This is a genomic window from Gardnerella massiliensis, from assembly GCF_003408845.1.
Classification (GTDB): Bacteria; Actinomycetota; Actinomycetes; order Actinomycetales; family Bifidobacteriaceae; genus Bifidobacterium; species Bifidobacterium vaginale_H.
On the sequence record NZ_LRTV01000001.1, the window covers coordinates 434,882 to 453,297 of the forward strand.

Annotated in this window: 15 protein-coding genes; 1 reads left to right on the forward strand and 14 read right to left on the reverse strand. The window is 46.4% G+C overall.

Annotated elements, in window-relative coordinates; genetic code table 11:
• From AXE77_RS01700 to AXE77_RS01725, 5 genes are all read right to left on the reverse strand, one after another.
• Window positions 1–1,866 (reverse strand): hypothetical protein (locus tag AXE77_RS01700; RefSeq protein WP_165846025.1); only part of this gene is annotated, 1,866 nt, incomplete at its 3' end.
• Window positions 1,867–2,271: 405 nt separating this feature from the next.
• A complete protein-coding gene (locus tag AXE77_RS01710; protein WP_116711834.1) occupies window positions 2,272–3,111 on the reverse strand; it encodes an HAD-IIB family hydrolase in 840 nt (279 codons plus the stop codon).
• Between the two features lie 63 nt (window positions 3,112–3,174).
• A complete protein-coding gene (gene secG / locus AXE77_RS01715) occupies window positions 3,175–3,423 on the reverse strand; it encodes a preprotein translocase subunit SecG (protein WP_116711835.1) in 249 nt (82 codons plus the stop codon).
• 52 nt (window positions 3,424–3,475) lie between these two features.
• A complete protein-coding gene (tpiA, locus tag AXE77_RS01720) occupies window positions 3,476–4,273 on the reverse strand; it encodes a triose-phosphate isomerase (protein WP_116711836.1) in 798 nt (265 codons plus the stop codon).
• Window positions 4,274–4,461: 188 nt separating this feature from the next.
• Window positions 4,462–5,667 carry a phosphoglycerate kinase gene (locus tag AXE77_RS01725; RefSeq protein WP_116711837.1) on the reverse strand — a complete coding sequence of 402 codons (1,206 nt, stop codon included), beginning with the start codon at window positions 5,665–5,667 and terminating at the stop codon, window positions 4,462–4,464.
• Between the two features lie 230 nt (window positions 5,668–5,897).
• On the opposite strand from AXE77_RS01725, the gene AXE77_RS06590 reads away from it, so the two are divergent.
• Window positions 5,898–6,131: a hypothetical protein gene (locus AXE77_RS06590; RefSeq protein WP_133296280.1), complete on the forward strand. Its 234-nt coding sequence runs from the start codon at window positions 5,898–5,900 to the stop codon at window positions 6,129–6,131.
• A 714-nt stretch (window positions 6,132–6,845) separates the two neighbouring features.
• Here AXE77_RS06590 and whiA read toward each other — a convergent pair.
• The 9 genes from whiA to carB all read right to left on the reverse strand — a co-directional run.
• Window positions 6,846–7,793 carry a DNA-binding protein WhiA gene (gene whiA / locus AXE77_RS01740; RefSeq protein WP_116711839.1) on the reverse strand — a complete coding sequence of 316 codons (948 nt, stop codon included), beginning with the start codon at window positions 7,791–7,793 and terminating at the stop codon, window positions 6,846–6,848.
• A 313-nt stretch (window positions 7,794–8,106) separates the two neighbouring features.
• Complete coding sequence (gene rapZ / locus AXE77_RS01750) at window positions 8,107–8,982, reverse strand: RNase adapter RapZ (RefSeq protein ID WP_116712049.1); 876 nt, start codon at window positions 8,980–8,982, stop codon at window positions 8,107–8,109.
• Window positions 8,983–9,080: 98 nt separating this feature from the next.
• Window positions 9,081–10,277, reverse strand: coding sequence for a shikimate dehydrogenase family protein (locus tag AXE77_RS01755; protein WP_116711841.1), 1,197 nt, complete (start codon window positions 10,275–10,277; stop codon window positions 9,081–9,083).
• 9 nt (window positions 10,278–10,286) lie between these two features.
• Window positions 10,287–12,809 (reverse strand): primosomal protein N', encoded by a 2,523-nt coding sequence (locus tag AXE77_RS01760; protein WP_116711842.1) that lies wholly within the window; start codon window positions 12,807–12,809, stop codon window positions 10,287–10,289.
• Window positions 12,810–12,979: 170 nt separating this feature from the next.
• Window positions 12,980–14,203, reverse strand: a complete 1,224-nt coding sequence (metK, locus tag AXE77_RS01765) for a methionine adenosyltransferase (RefSeq protein WP_116711843.1) — start codon at window positions 14,201–14,203, stop codon at window positions 12,980–12,982.
• A 237-nt stretch (window positions 14,204–14,440) separates the two neighbouring features.
• Window positions 14,441–14,725, reverse strand: coding sequence for a DNA-directed RNA polymerase subunit omega (gene rpoZ / locus AXE77_RS01770; RefSeq protein ID WP_116711844.1), 285 nt, complete (start codon window positions 14,723–14,725; stop codon window positions 14,441–14,443).
• A 79-nt stretch (window positions 14,726–14,804) separates the two neighbouring features.
• Window positions 14,805–15,413, reverse strand: coding sequence for a guanylate kinase (gene gmk / locus AXE77_RS01775; RefSeq protein WP_116711845.1), 609 nt, complete (start codon window positions 15,411–15,413; stop codon window positions 14,805–14,807).
• Window positions 15,414–15,430: 17 nt separating this feature from the next.
• Window positions 15,431–16,342 (reverse strand): orotidine-5'-phosphate decarboxylase, encoded by a 912-nt coding sequence (gene pyrF, locus AXE77_RS01780; RefSeq protein ID WP_116711846.1) that lies wholly within the window; start codon window positions 16,340–16,342, stop codon window positions 15,431–15,433.
• A gap of 3 nt (window positions 16,343–16,345) precedes the next feature.
• The coding region (gene carB, locus AXE77_RS01785; protein ID WP_116711847.1) for a carbamoyl-phosphate synthase large subunit at window positions 16,346–18,416 on the reverse strand (2,071 nt) is incomplete at its 5' end.

The window sequence follows — 18,416 nt, forward strand, 5'->3', positions numbered from 1 at the left end:
AGAAGTTTGATCATCATGGACAAAATCAACTCTGAACATTTTGTCGCCACGCTGTAACATCTCCTGAGCAAACTCATAGTATAAATTCTGCTCATTCAAAGATTCCTTGGCTTCTTCTTCTTTATCACGAGAGTAGAATGTTGCTAAATCCTTTATACTGACATCTTTCGGTAACATCGACTCAATATTTGCATACCGATAATGACTACACAGATTGCGCAATTTGTCGTTTTCAGCTTCATATTCCTTAATAACCTGAGCAAGAGTCTTCCCCTCGCTCATTGAATCACGAACATGCTGCAACTTATCCATAATGCTTATATGATCTTTAGAATCCTGAATATCCTTTTCAAGGGAAGCTATTTCCTTGTCGTTATCATACTTTTCTTTTGCCTCATTTAAACGTTTCTCTGCCGCATTAAACTCTTTATCAAAACCAGAGTGGTAATATGGGCCACCATATACCTTACTAAGAATTTCCTTAACTTTGTTTTGCGCATCATGGTAATCCTTATAAAGCTGATTGTCTTTAAGTTTATTCTCAAGAATTACGCAATTCTTACGTTCAGTATGCAAAACCTCTTTAATATCCGCACCACTAGATAGCAAGTCACCAATAAATTCCCTTAAATCGTAGTCATGCCTTACTTCTTTAAGATTTCTCTCAATACTGTCGGCTACATCGTATTCGCTCATAGGCAGTTCTTCATATTTAACAGAGTTGCCCTTACTCATATCTCTAATATAACTATTGTGATAATCGTGATATTGCTTATTCCAAGTATTGAGTTCCTTAGAAATAGTGCTGAAACTCTTACCTTTCTTCAACTCTTCCTTTATCTTATTTTTAGTCGCAATATCAATAAACTTGCATTTTACTAGATATTTTTCAGATAAAATATCTTGCTGCATAGCATTAACCAAAGCACGATCCGGAAGATCTAAAATTTCAGGAAGCGTATATTTTTCAAGAGATTTTAATTGCAACTCAAATAATTTGCTTCGTAAGCGCAAAGCATCTGGCGAATTCTTCTTAGCAGAGTCATCGCCCAATTTTCCAATTTGATCTTTAAGTCTAAATATGGCATTCTCTTCCTCTTTTGGAACCAAAAAGGCCATACCATCCTTAAGGAAGTCCGAAATTCGCGAGAAGCGCTTCGCTAAAGTATCAATACGGTTTGCAGATTCAGTTTCCGTTTTCAGGGCATCAACATTTTTCATATCATCGGTATAAATAGGTTCGGAAACATCAGCACCATACTGCAATCCGTATCTTACAGCAGTATGCAAGAATCGTAACGAAGCAACGGATGATGCGAGATTATTATTGTTAATAATAGACCAATATTCACTCATAAGATTATCGTGAGCGCTCTCAAGCTCTTCAATCTTTGCCTCGTCTAAACTATTTTTTGACACCTCAAAAATTTTTCTCAAATCGCCAACACGCTTCTGAAATTCCGATGCTTCATTACGAGCATTAGGATACGCATTAAGCATTCTCTCGCGCAATTGAAGGAAGTATTTGGAATGGTGCTCATTTGGCAAGTTAGTATCGTCATCCAAAGTTTCTTTGGAAAATCCATAGGTCGACCTAAAAGCTTGGTCTATGGAACTCCATTTAGTTACATCATATTTGCTTTTGCCTAAAGACTTTTCAGCAGTGTTCTTAACCCATTCGCTATAAGAAGCCGCATCGTTAGCATCATTAGTATTACTGGAATTATTAGTATTATTAGTATTATTTGATGAACCAGCTTCTTCTGCTACAGCGACTGTTACCATAGGAGTAGCAAATGCAGCACTACCGAATAATGTGGCAACTGTTATTACAGAAGCTAAAGCTTTCTTATTGTACTTAGTCATATCACAACCTTCTAAACTCTTGTAAAATTGACCGTTCAAGGATACCACAAATAAGGATTCGAAACCATACTTTTTACTGGCTTACTTCAACTTAATCACACTTTTTACGAACCTGCTTCTACTTATATTTCCTTTATAGAAACCTAACTGCGCCAGTAACGAAAAAATGACAATATGCGTTACGCGCGCAGCGCGACGACCTGCCTGAGCGCATAGAGCGTAGCGCGCGAAGGCAACTCGGAGCGGAAACTCGCTTAAGTTGGAAGTCCAGTGGACTTCCAACGCGAGTTTCGTAAGCGAGCGCGTCGCAATCCGCGCGAGCGCCAACTGCGCCAGTAACGAAAAAATGACAATATGCGTTACTTATGCAGTCGCCTAACTGCGCCAGTAACGAAAAAAGGCTGGTTATTCACAATCTACTAAAAGGTTTGAATTAAGCCAGTTAGCAACGCCGTCGTCGTTGTTAGAAGCGCAAACTTCGTCCGCAATCTCAAGCAAACGCTGGTTACTATTCGCCACCGCTACCCCGTAACCGCCGGCACGGAACATATCAATATCAATAATATCGTCACCAAAAACAACCGTGCGGCTCGCCTTCACGCCCAAGCGATCGCAAATAACGTTCAGCGCATGCCCCTTGTTTGCAAGAGGATTCGTAAGCATCCACAACACGTCTTCGCTAATGTGTAGCGAAAAGTCGCTTGGAAGAATGCTCTGAAGTTTTTCCTTCTCACTCTCTCGAGGAACAATAATAATCTTGTCTGCAATGCCACTTGGAACATTAGAAAAATCGGTAATAATAAAATCCTGCTCGTTCCAAAGCATACGAACGTCGAAATTAGTATAACGAACGTCGTTCATAACGATACCAATGCGAAGCGTAGGAATCTCACTCAGCAAACGCAAGCAGACATCACTCGCATGATCAGAATCAAATCCAAAACGCGTAAGAGTATCAATACTGCGCTGCGAAGTAAGCTCACTAACGGTGCTGTGCGCGCAATTAAAATCAATAAGCGCTCCGTTGAGATACGCACAAACTTGAGCTTTTAAATCGTGAATAAAATCAAAAGCACTACCAACAGGGCGAGCTGTAATAATCGCAAGTGGAATACCCTTATTGCGCAAACGCTCAGCAGCCAGCACAGTTTCGCAACTTAAGTAGCGTCCTTCAAAAGTATCGGAATCGTGAAGCATAGTGCCGTCGAGATCAGCAATTACTAAAGAAGGAGAAAAACGAAGCATAGGAAACACCTACATAAATAAAAAAGCGCGCAATCTTTACGACCACGCGCTTTTAAAAAACACTTAGATGAGCGAGAACTTAGTCATTAAGTTCAAAATCACAACTACTGCAACCCAAATCAGTGCAATAATAACTGTCCAACGATTTAAGTTCTTTTCCGCAACACCAGAGCTACCAGCGTTCTTCGTTAAACCGCCGCCGAACATGTCGGAAAGGCCGCCGCCCTTGCCCTTGTGCATCAAAATTAACAGTGTGAGCAAAATGCTAGTAAGCACAAGCAACACCTGCAAAAAAATCTTTACAGCGGACACAAACAACCTCCTGTTTCGGTGTACTTCGTTTAGTCTAATAAGAACCGTTGACCTATAGACGCGCTTGAGCTGCGGTGAGTCGCACAATATTCGATAGCTCTTCCGCATCCAAAGAAGCTCCCCCAACCAAAAATCCGTCAACGTCCGGTTCCGCAATAAGACTTGACGCATTAGCGGACGTTACCGATCCGCCGTAAAGAATACGCACAGCATCGGCAACCTCGCTGCCAAAAGTCGCACGCAAATCTTCGCGAATAGCAGAAGCCGCTTCCTGCGCCGACTGAGCAGTAGCAACCATGCCTGTCCCAATCGCCCATACTGGCTCGTAAGCAATAATCAAGCGTTTAGCTTGCTCAGCATCCAGATCGCGCGTTACGTCGTGAACCTGGCCAACCGCAAAATCAAGCTCAATACCCTGCTTACGCTCCTCAAAACTCTCGCCAACGCACAAAATTGGAGTCATTCCGGCCGCAAGAACCGCACGCACTTGATCTACAATATTCGCGTCGTCTTCCGGATGATACTTACGACGCTCAGAATGACCAACGATAACCATTGAACAACCAAGGCTGGCGAGCATGTCCGCCGAAACATCCCCAGTAAAAGCGCCTTGTGCAGTAACAGAAACCGCCTGCGCTCCATACAATATTGGAAGATGGTCAGATTCAACAAGAACTTGCACGCTGCGGATAGAAGTAAAAGAAGGCATAAGAGCCACTTCGCAATCGCGATAATCGTAGTGCACGTCACGCAACAGCCACGCAAATTTTTGTATAAAATGTGTAGCTTCGCGGTGATTGAAATTCATTTTCCAATTGCCAGCAACCAAGTAAGTGCGACGAGAACTCATGCAAATCCTTCTTAGAAATAATCACATAACTACATTGCACAATGCCGGTTCAACCGAGAAATCAATAAATACTGAAACAATAAACAATGAAACAATAAATACTGAAATCCCTGTTGAGCCGGCACAATATTCACAACGTAAAATTTAAGCGAAGGTTTTATCGCTTTAAATAATTACTTTATAAATAATTACTCAAGCACGCTCAAGCCTGGAAGGGTCTTGCCTTCCAAGAACTCGAGGGAAGCGCCACCACCAGTGGAGATGTGCGAGAAGCCATCTTCCGCAAATCCAAGGTTACGTACTGCGGAAGCGGAATCGCCGCCGCCAACAATAGTAAAGGTGCCGTTCTTAGTGGCGTCAACTAAGCCCTGAGCCACAGCGCGAGTGCCGGCTGCAAACTCTGGAACCTCGAACACACCCATTGGGCCGTTCCACACGACGGTCTTGGAATCAACAATCTTGTCGTGGAAAAGCTTCTGGGAATCAGGACCAATATCCAAGCCCATCTTGTCGGCAGGAATAGCGTCAGCTGGAACTACTTCTGGAGCAACCGGAGTATCTCCCGCTGGGAAGCCGGCGTTCACAACAATATCGGTTGGAAGCACAAGCTCCACGCCGTTTGCTTTAGCGGTTTCAATGTAGCCCTTAACCTTCTCAAGCTGATCTTCCTCAAGCAAGGAAGTACCAACTTCGTGACCCAAAGCCTTAAGGAAGGTGAACACCATGCCGCCACCAATAACAAGACGATCAGCCTTAGCAAGCAAGTTTTCAATAACACCGAGCTTGTCAGAAACCTTAGAACCACCAAGCACAACAGTCAGAGGACGCTCTGGATTTTCGGTCGCGCGAGAAAGTGCCTTCACTTCCTTCTCAACAAGCAAGCCCGCAGCTGCTGGAAGGTCAGCAGCAACATCGTAGTTAGAACCCTGGGCGCGGTGAACAACACCGAAACCGTCGGAAACGAATACTTCACCAAGAGCGGCAATCTTCTTAGCGTAGGCTGCGCGCTCGGAAGCATCCTTGCTGGTTTCTTCAGCGTTGAAGCGCACGTTTTCAAGCAGAACAACGTCACCATTGTTCATGGCAGCAACCTTAGCCTGAGCATCCTCACCGTAGGTATCTGCAGCCAAGGAAACTTTCACACCAAGAAGCTCACCTAAACGCTCCGCCACTGGAGCCAATGAAAGCTCTGGAACAACCTGACCCTTTGGACGACCAAGGTGAGCCATCAAAATCACCTTCGCACCCTGCTCACGCAAAGCCTTAATGGTTGGTAAAGCAGCTCGAATACGACCGTCATCGGTAATCGTCGTACCCTTGAGAGGAACGTTAAAATCAGCGCGAACCAACACGCGCTTGCCACTCAAATCTCCCAAATCTTTCAGTGTCTTCATTGGTATCCTTTCCAAATCGTATTGGCTTACCATTCTGGCTTAATTTGTTCAAAAAGACGTAGAATCAGCCTCAAATATTAAACAATGCCGTGCGCAATTATACCGCATATCTTCAACAATCCACCACAGCAAAAACTCCGGCAAATGTTCCACAAAACCACCAAAACAACAACAAACGCCGGAGAAAAAACTCCCGCAAATGTTCCAAAATAACGCCGACGTAGCTACAAATGCCGGGAATTTTCCCGCAAATGTTCCATAAAACGGCTAATACAGCTACAAACGCCGGAGTTTTTCCAGCAAATGTTCCAAAAAATGGCCAGCGCAGCTACAAAAGCCGGAGTTTTTCCGGCAAATGTTCCAAAAAACCACCAAAACAGCAACATTTACCGGAGAAAAACTCCCGCAAATGTTTCTATAGCTTTGCAGTATTGCTGCTGCACACGCTGAGTACTGTTGACTAGTGAACACTAGCACTCATGCTGCTGCACACACTGAGTACTTATTGCCTAGAAGCCACTAGCATTCATGCTGCCGCACACGCTGAGTACTTATTGATTAGAGAACACTAGCATTAGTGCTCTGCAGACACCACACCAGACTTTCCTACCACTCCACAAAACACTAGCGGTTTTATCAGTAGTGAGGGGTGGGTGTTGCTTGGTCGAGCAAATATTCGTGTGGTGAGATTTGAGATTTTTCGCGCTGAGCGAAGACGGACGTCAGAGCCGTAGGCTACTGACAAGTCGAGCGAAGAAGAAAAATCGAAAAATCTCTGCGATAAAACGAGGTTATTAACGATTAGCACGCAGAGTTTGGGGGATTTCTCTACGAGCACTAAAAGAGGACTGAGCGAACGCAACACAACATAAACAAGGTTTTACTACAGTAAAAATATTTCACATGAGTGCGGAGCGAAGGACGGGACGTGCGAGGAGAGAAATCCCCCAAAACTCGCGCCACACCAAACAAGAACTTGCGCAAACACAAATTTTCCAGCCTCGTAAAAACCAAAAAACTAAATCAGTTACAAAACTTATAGACGATACGCAAGAATCACGCAAAATAAAATCGCGAGGAGAGAAAATCACGAAAACAAAAAGCGCGAGAAGCGAAAATCGCGCTCGCGCCAATTAAGAAAAAATCAACTCCGCAATAAACGAGCAGCAAAAACGCTATTAAAGCTGCTGCATACGCGACTTCTCAACCTTCGCCGAAAGCTGCAAAAGCCTGCGGATTCGTCCTGCGATAGCATCCTTTGTGATAGGAGGATCGGCTAAATGTCCGAGTTCTTCCAAGCTGGCATCGCTATGTTCCAAACGAAGCCTACCAGCCATCAAAAGATTATCTGGAATATCGTCCCCTAAGATTTCAAAAGCATGACGAACTTTTTCGCAAGCTTCTGCCGCAGCCTTGGCGCTACGACGCATGTTTGCATCGTCAAAGTTGGCGAGACGATTGGCTTTTCCGCGGGCTTCCCCGTCTGAACGCTTGCCAGTCCATTCGCGGGCTGAACGAGGAGCACCAATCAGATTTAGCATGCGCTCGATGGCGTCAGAATCGCGTAAGGTCACGCGTTCGGAGCTACGAACCTGACGAGCTTTGGCGCTAATTCCTAGACGCGCAGCCATGGTTTGTAAAGCATTTGCAGCCTCATGCGTTGGGCATACAACTTCTAGGTAACTTGCTTTTCCAGGATCAGAAATAGCACCGTGCGCCAGGAATGCACCACGCCAAGCTGCCTTAATTTGAGCAATACTGCCGCTAATAATCTCTGGAGCCAAGCCTGCAACAATGCGCATTCGGCGGTCGAGTAAGCCGGATTGCAGAGCCAACGCTGCTGCCCCACGTTCAACCACTACGTCGTAGCGAATCACAGTACCGGTAGGAGTTTGGCGCGTAACTTGGGAAATAACCGCTTCCCTTTGGAAATGCGTCTTCAATACTTCAACAAGCCACTGTGCGGCACGCTGAGAATCAAACTGAGCGCGAATAATAGCCTGGTTGTTCACCGGCCTTAAACCGCCTGCAAAACGCATCATCGCTGCCGCTTGAGCCATAATGACAGTCGGGAGCTCATTGTTGTTGGAAACGAGTTCATTTTTGACGTCGTCAAGAAGAGCCAAGGGACAACCTCCTACTTTTGTTCTTCTTAAAATATGCGTGCTGTGAATACTTGCATGATGCTTTGGCACACGACATGCCCGGCTTTCTGTGATACAGAATACGTTGGACATTTTAGTGATTTTTTGCACACGTTTGCACGTATTTACAGCACAAAACTTTTGAATTTGCTTGGAATTACTTCATTCTATTTAATTTTGCATATTTTTGTCCAATTTACGAACTTTGTTTAGCTCAATTTTTCTCAACTTTGTTTAGCTCAATTTTATTGAGCTTTGCTAAGTCCGATACTACTGAACTTTATTTTGCTTTTATTTACGATCTCCGCTGAAGTTCGCGAGCGGATACTGTAACTTGCAAGCCGTGCAATCTCAAACGTCGCGCAAGTTCAATACTTACCGCTACCGAACGATGCTGACCTCCTGTACAACCCACGGCAATAGTCACGTAATGCTTGTCTTCCTTAGCAAAACCGTCGATAGCGGTGAGTAGTGCTTTTTCGTAAGAGTCCAAAAAAGCAACTGCTGCAGGGTTGGAAAGTACGTAGTCGCTCACTGCTTGATCTTTACCGGTAAGTTCCCGCAAAGAAGGTACCCAGAACGGATTAGGCAAAAATCGCATATCAATTACAAAATCAGCGTCCATTGGCATGCCGTATTTAAAGCCGAAGCTGAAAATGTGCACAGATACTGTTGAGGAACCCTTGCCAAGTAGCCCTTCATAAAGCTTTGTGGAAAGCTGGTGAATACTCAGTGTTGAAGTGTCGATAATAATATCCGCGCAGTCTTTTAAGTGCCCAAGTAATTCGCGCTCTTCTTGAATGCCGTCAATCAGCCTGCCGCCGCGCTGCAGAGGGTGAGGCCTGCGCACGGATTCATAGCGCTTAATAAGCACGGAGTCTGAAGCGTCTAGGAACAAAATGCGCGTTTTTACGCCAAGCTCGTCAATATGCGCAAGAACCGCAAACAGGTCGTCAAAATACCCGCGCGAGCGCACGTCAATAACTGCGGCGAGTTTATGCACTTTTGAACCGGATGAGGTCATCATATCCACTAGCGGTATGAGCAGTTTCGGCGGAAGATTGTCGATAACATACCATCCCATATCTTCCAAAGCGTTGGCTGCGTGCGAGCGCCCGGCACCGCTCATGCCGGTAATCAGCATAACTTCAAAACTGTCGGTTAATTGCATACTAATTTGCGTATCACGTTGCGTACCAGGCTGAGCTTCACGTTGAACCTCATCTTGCGTATCATCTTGCACATCATGTTGCTTACTAGTACTAGCGCTCATAATGCCTCCTGTAAGGCTTTTCGCATGCAATTACTTAAATATTCACAGTCTCTAGGATTATCGTAATCTGCGGCCTTGTCAGAATCATTCTCAAAAATATTTTCCGAGCTTACTTCCGAGCTTACTTCCGATTTTTCTTCCGAATTCCTGTATTCGAACGTCATAAGCTTTACTTGCGCTAATGCTTGATACAGAAGCATTTCTTCGCCGCCAATTCCTAATCCGTATTGCCTGAAAGCACTAAGCAGCATGCTTGGGCGAGGATCGTACACTACGTCAAGCAGCGTTCCCAATTTTTTCACGCGCCTGTTTTGACAGTATGCTTTGAGCGCTAACGCTATGCCGTCCGCGACGTGCGCTGGAACGGTGCTTATTACAATATCTGCTTCTGCGATTGCGCGAATTGCGTCTAAGGAACTTAAGGATTTCAAAATGAGAGATTCGTCACATTCCGATAATTTTTCCGCGCCTAATTTTTCCGCGCTATAGTCGGCAAATTTTTTAAGCGCTTCTTCACTAAGCGTTGGGAATTCAATACCTACAACTGATTCGTATTTTGAATCTACTTCCCTACTTTCAGCTTCCCCGTTTTCTAAGCACGGCTCTATGCTTCTGCTATTTGGAGAATCCGCGCAGTACGCGCGCAAAAGATTATTAAAACGTTCAACGCCTTTTACGCTACCGTCATTTTCAGTTCTTGCAATAACTTGCACCTGCTCAAGTTTCGAAGCTTGCGCAATTTCTATCAGCGCCGCCATTGCAGAGGATGCCGTGTTGCCGCTTCCAATAATAACGGCCTTTTTTACTTGGCATATGCTCTCGTGCAAGGATCGAATAAAAGCTGTAATTATGCCACTTACGTCTGTGTTGCACAGTTCAATTTGCGAAGGCAAAGCTGTTGCAGGATTGCTTGTAAAAATCGCCGTGTTTGCGACTTTAAGCGCACGAGACCAGTAATCGCAAGGTGTGCCGAGTTTCATTACGGTTTTTTTAAGCGGCATTGTAAGGCTTAAGCCTTTCCAAGAATCGTCAAGATTGGCTATGAAATCGGCTAGCTCAGTTTCGCTTACTTTTTTCTTGCTATATTGCCAATTCGTAAGTCCTAAAGCTTTATAAGCTGCGTTGTGCAATACGGGAGACAACGAATGGTCAATAGGATCTCCTAATACCGCGCAATTATATATTTTTGGCATAATCCCTCCTCAGTACGCTAATAAATCTTTTGGATCAATACAAAAACGCAATTCTCCAGCAGCACGCGTTGCTACGTGATGCGCTACTTCGCGCTGTAAACGGAGCACTAATTCTTGTCTGAAAGATAACGGCACCCTTACGACTGCTTTTACTCTGTCGTCAAAATTTTCAAAATGCTGGAAGTGGTCAGTAACAGGTGGGTGCATGGGGACGATTCCCAGCAACGGCGGAATAGTTTGTTCAACGTTATGTTCTTGGGAGGATTCGTTTGCTTCGTCCGTTTCCGCTATTTTGTCCGTTTCCGCTAATACGTCCATTTTCATAGTGAGCATTGGCAAATTTTTATTGGAACATATAATTTGATTAGCGTTCTGATTTTCTTGATTAGCGTTCTGATTCTCGCTTTGGTTGCTACAACTATCGTCGTCTAGCTGCACCATAGCACCAATATCGCGCAACGCTTGCATTACTGCGTCTCGAGAACCCCACACGCATGCAGCCGACACTGCAGGAGGCAATACTGTCTGTTTGCGTTCTAAAAGTTCGTTGCGTGAAAGTTGCGTCGTATCCCACAAAGTAAGTGCACTTGCAAGATTTTGGTAAGTTTCTCCAATTAACAGAACGCTTCCTCCCCTGCTTCTAGGCGCACACAAGGAGGCAGCTTTCATCCAGGCGGTTAACGTATCAACTCTTGCGTCTAAACCAGTTGCATATAAACTCACCCAAGTATCAAGTATTGCAACTACACGGTATTCACCGCACTTTCCTTCTTCACGCGCACGCACGCGCGGTTCAGCCCCAGGCGTTGCAACAACAATAATTGGCTGCTCGTTTATGCACTCAACTATGCCGTGCGGCTGGTGCGGTGAGGAAAGTACTAGCGGTACGTTTCGGAATAGTCTTGTTAATTCTTCCGCAGTACCAGCAGCACCAACACGTATGGCACGCATATTGTGAGATCCGCAATGGGAACAAGACCACGAAACTGAGCTAGCACCACACCATAGGCAACGCGCCGACGATTTTCCGCTACTTATATCGAGCGGACCAGTGCAACGTTTACAACGAGCTTGCGTATTACAGGAAGCGCATACTGCAGATTGAGTTACGCCATCTTGCGGAATGGAAAACAATACAGGGCAACCTTCACTGAGCGCATCATTAATAGCACGCACAGCAGTGTGCGGGATGCGCGCGCCTATGCTTTGATCAGCTAGAGCCGACAAAGTTGCACGATTGAGCCAGCGCACCCACGGAACCAACGTTTCGCGTACCGCCTGCAAAGGAGCCACCGGAATACTTGCGCCGCTGACTAATTGCGCGACCTCAGTATTTGACGCGTAGCAATCTACTTCACTTTGGCTTAACGCACTCCTGGAATATGCCATTGCCACAAAAATGCCGCCGTGCCGCTGAGCGCGAAGTCTCATAACGCCACGAGCCTGTGCATAAGGCATCATGCCGTCAGCATACTGGTATGCAGTATCCTCAACGATTGCAAAAAGCGCATCACCTTCAACCGGAGCATACATGGCGGCACGCGTACCGAGCACGCATGGCACTATGCCAGCTGCAACCGCACGCCAAGCGCGGTAACGGTCAGCAGGAGCGTCAGCTGCAGAAAGACGGGCGACGTCACCGTCAAAACCGCCGGCTGAAAAGCCAGGGTGATTGTCATCCACGCGCTTATACGGCTGTAAACCATACGCCATAAGCGCGCGCATAACGTCGTTCACTTCCCTTAACGTTGGCAACACTGCCACAGCCTGCCTGCCCGCACTTATAGCAGTAACTATCATCCACGCTAAGTCTTGAGCCAGCCTTTGAGAGCCGGGTAACGCGTCAACCACAAACGATTGAGCAACATTATGATTATCGTCGGCAGCGTCGTAACTATCGTCGGCAGTATCGTAACTATCGTCGGCAGCATCGTACGCAACTGGCCTATTCAAAGCTGAGTACAACATATCAGCATTCGAATATGAGTTAAGCATGCGAGCTGTAGTAGCGTATGACGATTGCGCATTGTTATTTTCAAGCAGGCGCTGCTTAAGTTTTCGACACCAATCTTTTCTCCGCTGCAATCGTATATTGTCAAACACAGTTTCATGTTCGACGCGCGCTACACGCTGAGGGACGGCAAGACGAAGAATATTAGCGCTTGTGCCGCCGTAGGCTGCTGCTATAGCATCAATATCGTCGCGTAAAGACTTAGAAAGCAGCACATCCGACGGCAATACACGTTCTATAAATCGCAAAGCAGAAGCAGGGGTATCAGTGTGAGAAGAACGAGACCAAATCACGCCAATAAGCTTTTGCGCCCCAAACCGCACGCGCACAAACGCACCCGGCTGAGCGGACTCGTCTTGATCTTGCGCAATAAGATAATCGAAAGTCCGTCCTAAATGCGCAGCTTGAACGTCAAGAATCACCCGCGCTATGGCATGCTTCTTAGCAGGTATGCGCTCAGCGACAGTACGTTTACGCCGCGTTTTGCGCGCCAATCCGTCTAACGAAGGTTGTTCTGCCATGAAAATCCTTTGAGCTCTGCTTGAATTACCTCACACAACTACTATCGAGTTTACTGCAAAAACCTATCGCTATAAACAATCTCGTTTACCTGTGCTTAATTGCGATTAATTACGATTAATTGCGTTACTTACTTGCAATTACTTAATTGCGATTACCTACTTGCGATTACCTACTTGCGATTACTTACGGCAGCACGCAACTGATCTACGCGATTCGTCTCTTCCCAAGGAAATTCCACATCAGTACGACCAAAATGACCATAAGCTGCCGTAGAAGCATATATTGGACGCAGCAAATCAAGCTCGTCAATAATCGCAGCAGGACGCAAATCAAACACTTCGCGCACAGCACGAGCAATATCCGCGCGAGTAATGCCATCAGCCTCAGTGCCAAACGTTTCCACGTTCACACTCACAGGATCCGCAATACCAATGGCATACGCAACCTGCACTTCTGCCTTATGCGCAAGACCAGCGGCAACAATATTTTTCGCAACCCAGCGAGCAGCGTACGCTGCGGAACGATCAACCTTACTAGGATCTTTTCCAGAAAAAGCACCGCCACCATGGTGAGCAGCACCACCATAGGTATCAACAATAATTTTTCGACCAGTTAACCCGGAATCCGCGGCAGGACCACCCAAAATGAAAGAACCAGTAGGATTAACCAGCATACGGTACGAATCGTGCGCAACTCGTTCAGCAAGAACCTCATCCAACACAGGATTAACAACATGCTCAACCAACTGAGCCTGCAACCATTCGCGCGAAACTTCTGGATCGTGCTGAGTAGAAATCAACACCGTATCCAAACGCTGAGGCACACCCTTAGAATCGTATTCAATAGTTACCTGCGTTTTACCATCCGGACGAAGATGAGACACCGTACCGTCTTTACGAACTTGCGCAAGCCGCTGAGACAAACGGTGGGCAAGATATATTGGCAATGGCATATACGTATCAGTTTCGTCACTTGCGTAGCCAAACATTACACCTTGATCCCCCGCACCCTGAGCAGCATAACGCTCCTCACGAGAGGCTTCACTTTCGCGAACCGCATCCAAGCGAGCAACACCCTGGTTAATTTCGGCGCTTTGCTCAGTCAACGAAACCATAACACCGCAAGAATCCGCGTCAAGACCAATCGCAGAACTCGTATACCCAACGTTACGAACCACGCGACGCACAATGCCAGGAATGTCGGTATAAACTTCGCCGCGAACCTCACCAAATACCACAAATTGTCCAACGGACGCGCACACTTCTACCGCAACATGCGCATGCTTATCCTGTCGAAGCATGTCATCCAAAATAGCGTCAGCAATCTGATCGCATAATTTGTCAGGATGACCTTCAGTTACAGATTCTGCAGAAATCAACTTACGTTCTTCCACATTCCCCTCCTAACGTTCCCTAACGTTACCTAATATTCCCTAAAGTTACTTAATATTCCTAAGGTTTCCTAAGGTTACTTAATATTCCTAAGGTTTCCCAAAGTTTCCTAAAGTTTAATAATGTCCAATAATATTCAATAAACTACCGTATAAAGCGAAAAACGCAGTCGCACTCCCTACTTTCACCAGTACAGATTGCGGCTGCGATTAATCGCAATAGAAGATTCAAACAGTAACTTAATTACCTTCGCTTAAATCATCTTCACCAAGCGTTTCTTCAAGCAAACCATCATTAATCTCGCGGAAAGCAATAGACAAAGGCTTCTCTTGATTCCGATACTCAACTAATGGTCCAACATTTTGCAACAAACCTTCATTAAGCTGAGTGAAATAAGCATTAATTTGACGTGCTCGTTTTGCAGCAAATAAGGCAAGCGCATACTTGGAATCCGCATGTTGCATCAAATCATCAATTGGTGGATTCGCAAGACCCGTAGGTGTTGGCTGAGTGCCCAATGCCATAATATTCTCCAAATTCTATGGTGCTACAATAGTTCCAAATTGCCTATTATAGGCTATTGATTGGATATTGCGGCGATACTTATTCCAAATCGTATTCTTTAGCAATAACATGCCACAATTCGTCTGCAGCACGCTCAGCGCTATCGTTCACAATAACAACGTCAAACTCACTAGCTGCAGCAATCTCAACTTTCGCAGTTTCCAAACGCTTAGCCTGCTGCTCAGGAGTCTCCGTACCACGTCCAATAAGACGTTTCTTAAGCTCTTCAAAACTTGGCGGAGCAATGAAAACGTACACGACTTCCAAACCAAGTCGAGCCGCCTCCTGCTTTACTCGACGAGCACCCTGCAAATCAATCTCAAGCAAAGTCGGAATATCTTGCTCAAGATGATCCAAAACAGGCTGCAACAACGTGCCATAATGAGCCATGCCGTGAACTAAAGCCGTCTCCAAAAATTCACCATTACGCCTACGACGTTCAAACTCTTCTTCATCCAAGAACCAATAGTGAATGCCATTGAACTCGTCAGGACGCGGAGCGCGAGTAGTAGCTGAAACAGACAACCAAATATGAGGATGCTTCTCACGAAGTATCCCTTCCACTGTGCCTTTGCCAGCAGCAGTAGGACCGGTTAATACAATTAAGCGACGCTTTGGTTGCGCGATCCTCTCATTTTCGGTAGTCATTTCTTTTACCCCCTCACTCACGCATGATCGTCAGAGTCAATCAAAGCTTGACGAATATCCCATGCAATACGTTCAGTTGCCGCAGAAAGTTCACCAATATCTGGACCGTGTGAAGCAATAGAACGCGAAACAGTTACCAACACATTACCATGAGTACCGGCAAATACTCTCCTCAAGTCGTTCGCTTCCGCACCCTGCCAACCATATCCTGGCGAAAGAATCGGACCAGTGAAACTAGCAACGTCAATACCGCCACCATTCATCCAGTCACCAATGGTGGCGCCAACAATCAAGCCAACGGAACCCATACCCTTAGTTTTATCGTTAAAACTTTGCGCTGTTAAAGCAATTCCATGCGCAACGGTGGTGCCGCGATACATGCCACTTTGACGAATAGCAGTCTGCAAGCTCGCACCCTCCCGGTTAGAAGTAAGGGACGCAATAAAAATACCGCGACCATTATTAAGCGCTTCATTAATCAAACCGCCCATGGAACGAGCACCATAGTATGGCAACAAAGTAATAGCATCAGTAAGAAGTGGGGAATCTGGCTTAAAATACGCGTCCGCAAGCGCAGAAATAGTAGTGGATAAACCGCCGTGACCGCAGTCAACAATGGTTATAACATCCATTTGGCGAGCGGCATACAGCACACGCTCAAGAGCTGCGAAACCTTTAGAACCGTAGCGCTCGAACATGCTGGACTGGAATTTTACCGCCGCAGCCCTGCCGTTCATAGCTTGCAACATGCGCATAGAGAACAATTCCGCACCGAGAGCATCCATGTTATATCCCCAGTTCAGCAACATTTTGCGATGAGGATCAATACCAACGCACAGCGGGCCGTACTTGGCCATAGCGTTCTTCAAACGCAGACCAAAATCAGATCGTTGCGCCTGTACTTCCTGGTCACGAATGCTCTCGGTCATGTATCACGCCCGACTTTCTTGTCTTTCAGCCCGTTCAATTGCAAACAGCTGCTGAGCATGCTCTTGAATGCTCATCACCTGATAATCGTTGTTCTTAACAGCTTCAATAGCCATTAAGACTGGTGCGAACTCAGTAATAGTGGTGAATTGTGGAAGATCCGCAGCCACGGCTGCTGCACGAATAGCATAACCATCCGTACGAGACCCTCTCGAATTCGGTGTGTTGAGTACCATATCAATCTTACCATTCTCGATAAGCTCCACAACATTTTTACCGATTCTTTCCCCGCGATGACTTACATCCTTCGCCGTGTCGCCTCGACTAGAAAGCTTGTCAACTATTACGGAATCAATACCGTAACGACGAAGTACGGAAGCAGTACCCTCAGTAGCCCAAATCGTAAAACCAAGCTCTACTAAACGCACAGCAAGAAGCGGCAATTGTCGCTTATCCGCATCACTTACCGACACAAACACGTTGCCACTCGTAGGCAAACCACCCTTGTAAGCTGCAAGCTGGCTCTTAGCAAAAGCGTGCGGGAAGTCACGGTCAAAGCCCATAACCTCACCCGTAGAGCGCATCTCAGGTCCGAGCAAAATATCAACCGTGCGACCAACAGGAGTGCGGAAACGCTTGAAAGGCAGCACGGAAGCCTTAATAGCAACCTGCTGACCTGGGTGAATGTCACCACCGTCGCCCTTTGGAAGAAGAAGTCCGCGCTTACGCTGCTGGGCGATTGTTTCGCCAGCCATAATTCGAGCAGCCGCCTTAGCAAGAGCAACGCCCGTAGCTTTAGAAGCAAACGGAACCGTGCGAGAAGCGCGAGGATTTGCTTCGATTACGTACAAAGTGTTGGCCATAAAAGCATACTGAACGTTAATAAGACCACGAACCGAGCAGCCGCGAGCAATCGAAAGCGTACCCTCGCGAAGGCGACGAATTTGATCGTCCGAAAGCGTGCTTGGAGGAAGAGTGCAAGCAGCGTCACCAGAGTGCACGCCAGCTTCCTCAACATGCTCCATAATGCCGCCAATATAAAGCTCGTTGCCGTCGTAAAGTGCGTCAACGTCGATTTCAATAGCGTCCTGAAGGAACTTATCAATCAACAGTGGCGAAGGCAAGCGGCCAGAAACAACCGTATCCGCACGAGCCTCATCCAAAGCGCGCTCAACATATTTTGCAAGCTGAGCATCGTCGTACACGATTTCCATACCGCGGCCGCCGAGCACGTAGCTTGGGCGCACAAGAACCGGGTAACCAATTGCGTGAGCAGCATCCTTCGCTTCCTCAAGACTCAAAGCCGTGCCGTAACGAGGGGCGTTCATGCCTTCTTGACGAAGCACCTCACCAAAAAGCTCACGGTTTTCCGCCAAATCAATAGCCTCAGGAGTAGTTCCCAAAATTGGCACACCCGCAGCTTTAAGACGAGCAGCAAGCGAAAGCGGCGTTTGGCCGCCAAGCTGCACAATTACGCCCTTAACAGGACCAAGCTTCTTTTCCGCTTCATAAATTTCAAGCACATCTTCGAAAGTAAGTGGCTCAAAGTAAAGGCGGTCAGACATATCGTAATCTGTGGAAACTGTTTCAGGATTGCAATTCACCATAATGGTGTCGTAATCCTTACCTAATTCCTGCACAGCGTGAACGCAAGTGTAATCAAACTCAATACCCTGGCCAATTCGGTTCGGACCAGAGCCAAGAATAATCACAGCTTCGCGATCGCGCTTCTTCAACTCACTTTCGTCAGCGTAGCAAGAATAGTAGTACGGAGTTGCCGCATCGAACTCGGCTGCGCAAGTATCAACCGTCTTATAAACAGGGCGCAAACCGTAAGCCCAACGAAGCTCACGAACCATGTTTTCGCCTTCGTCACCAAGATTACGCAAATGCGCGATTTGCACATCCGAAAGACCAGCAAGCTTAGCGCGCTTCAAAACCTTAGGAGTTAAAGTTTCAGCTTCACGAACCGCGAGCGCAGTTTCGTTAATTTGCGCTAACTGTTCCACAAACCAAGGGTCGATTTTAGTTGCGGCAAAAATCTGCTCAGGCGTTGCCCCACCCCATAGCGCGCGC

Coding starts and splice junctions, on each gene's coding strand:
- pyrF (WP_116711846.1), bottom strand. CDS start 16,342: ATGACCGAGAGCATTCGTGACCAGGAAGTACAGGCGCAACGATCTGAT.
- tpiA (WP_116711836.1), bottom strand. CDS start 4,273: ATGAGTTCTCGTCGCACTTACTTGGTTGCTGGCAATTGGAAAATGAAT.
- AXE77_RS01725 (WP_116711837.1), bottom strand. CDS start 5,667: ATGAAGACACTGAAAGATTTGGGAGATTTGAGTGGCAAGCGCGTGTTG.
- AXE77_RS01755 (WP_116711841.1), bottom strand. CDS start 10,277: ATGCCAAAAATATATAATTGCGCGGTATTAGGAGATCCTATTGACCAT.
- rpoZ (WP_116711844.1), bottom strand. CDS start 14,725: ATGGCATTGGGCACTCAGCCAACACCTACGGGTCTTGCGAATCCACCA.
- AXE77_RS01760 (WP_116711842.1), bottom strand. CDS start 12,809: ATGGCAGAACAACCTTCGTTAGACGGATTGGCGCGCAAAACGCGGCGT.
- rapZ (WP_116712049.1), bottom strand. CDS start 8,982: ATGCAATTAACCGACAGTTTTGAAGTTATGCTGATTACCGGCATGAGC.
- AXE77_RS01710 (WP_116711834.1), bottom strand. CDS start 3,111: ATGCTTCGTTTTTCTCCTTCTTTAGTAATTGCTGATCTCGACGGCACT.
- AXE77_RS06590 (WP_133296280.1), top strand. CDS start 5,898: ATGCCGGGAATTTTCCCGCAAATGTTCCATAAAACGGCTAATACAGCT.
- gmk (WP_116711845.1), bottom strand. CDS start 15,413: ATGACTACCGAAAATGAGAGGATCGCGCAACCAAAGCGTCGCTTAATT.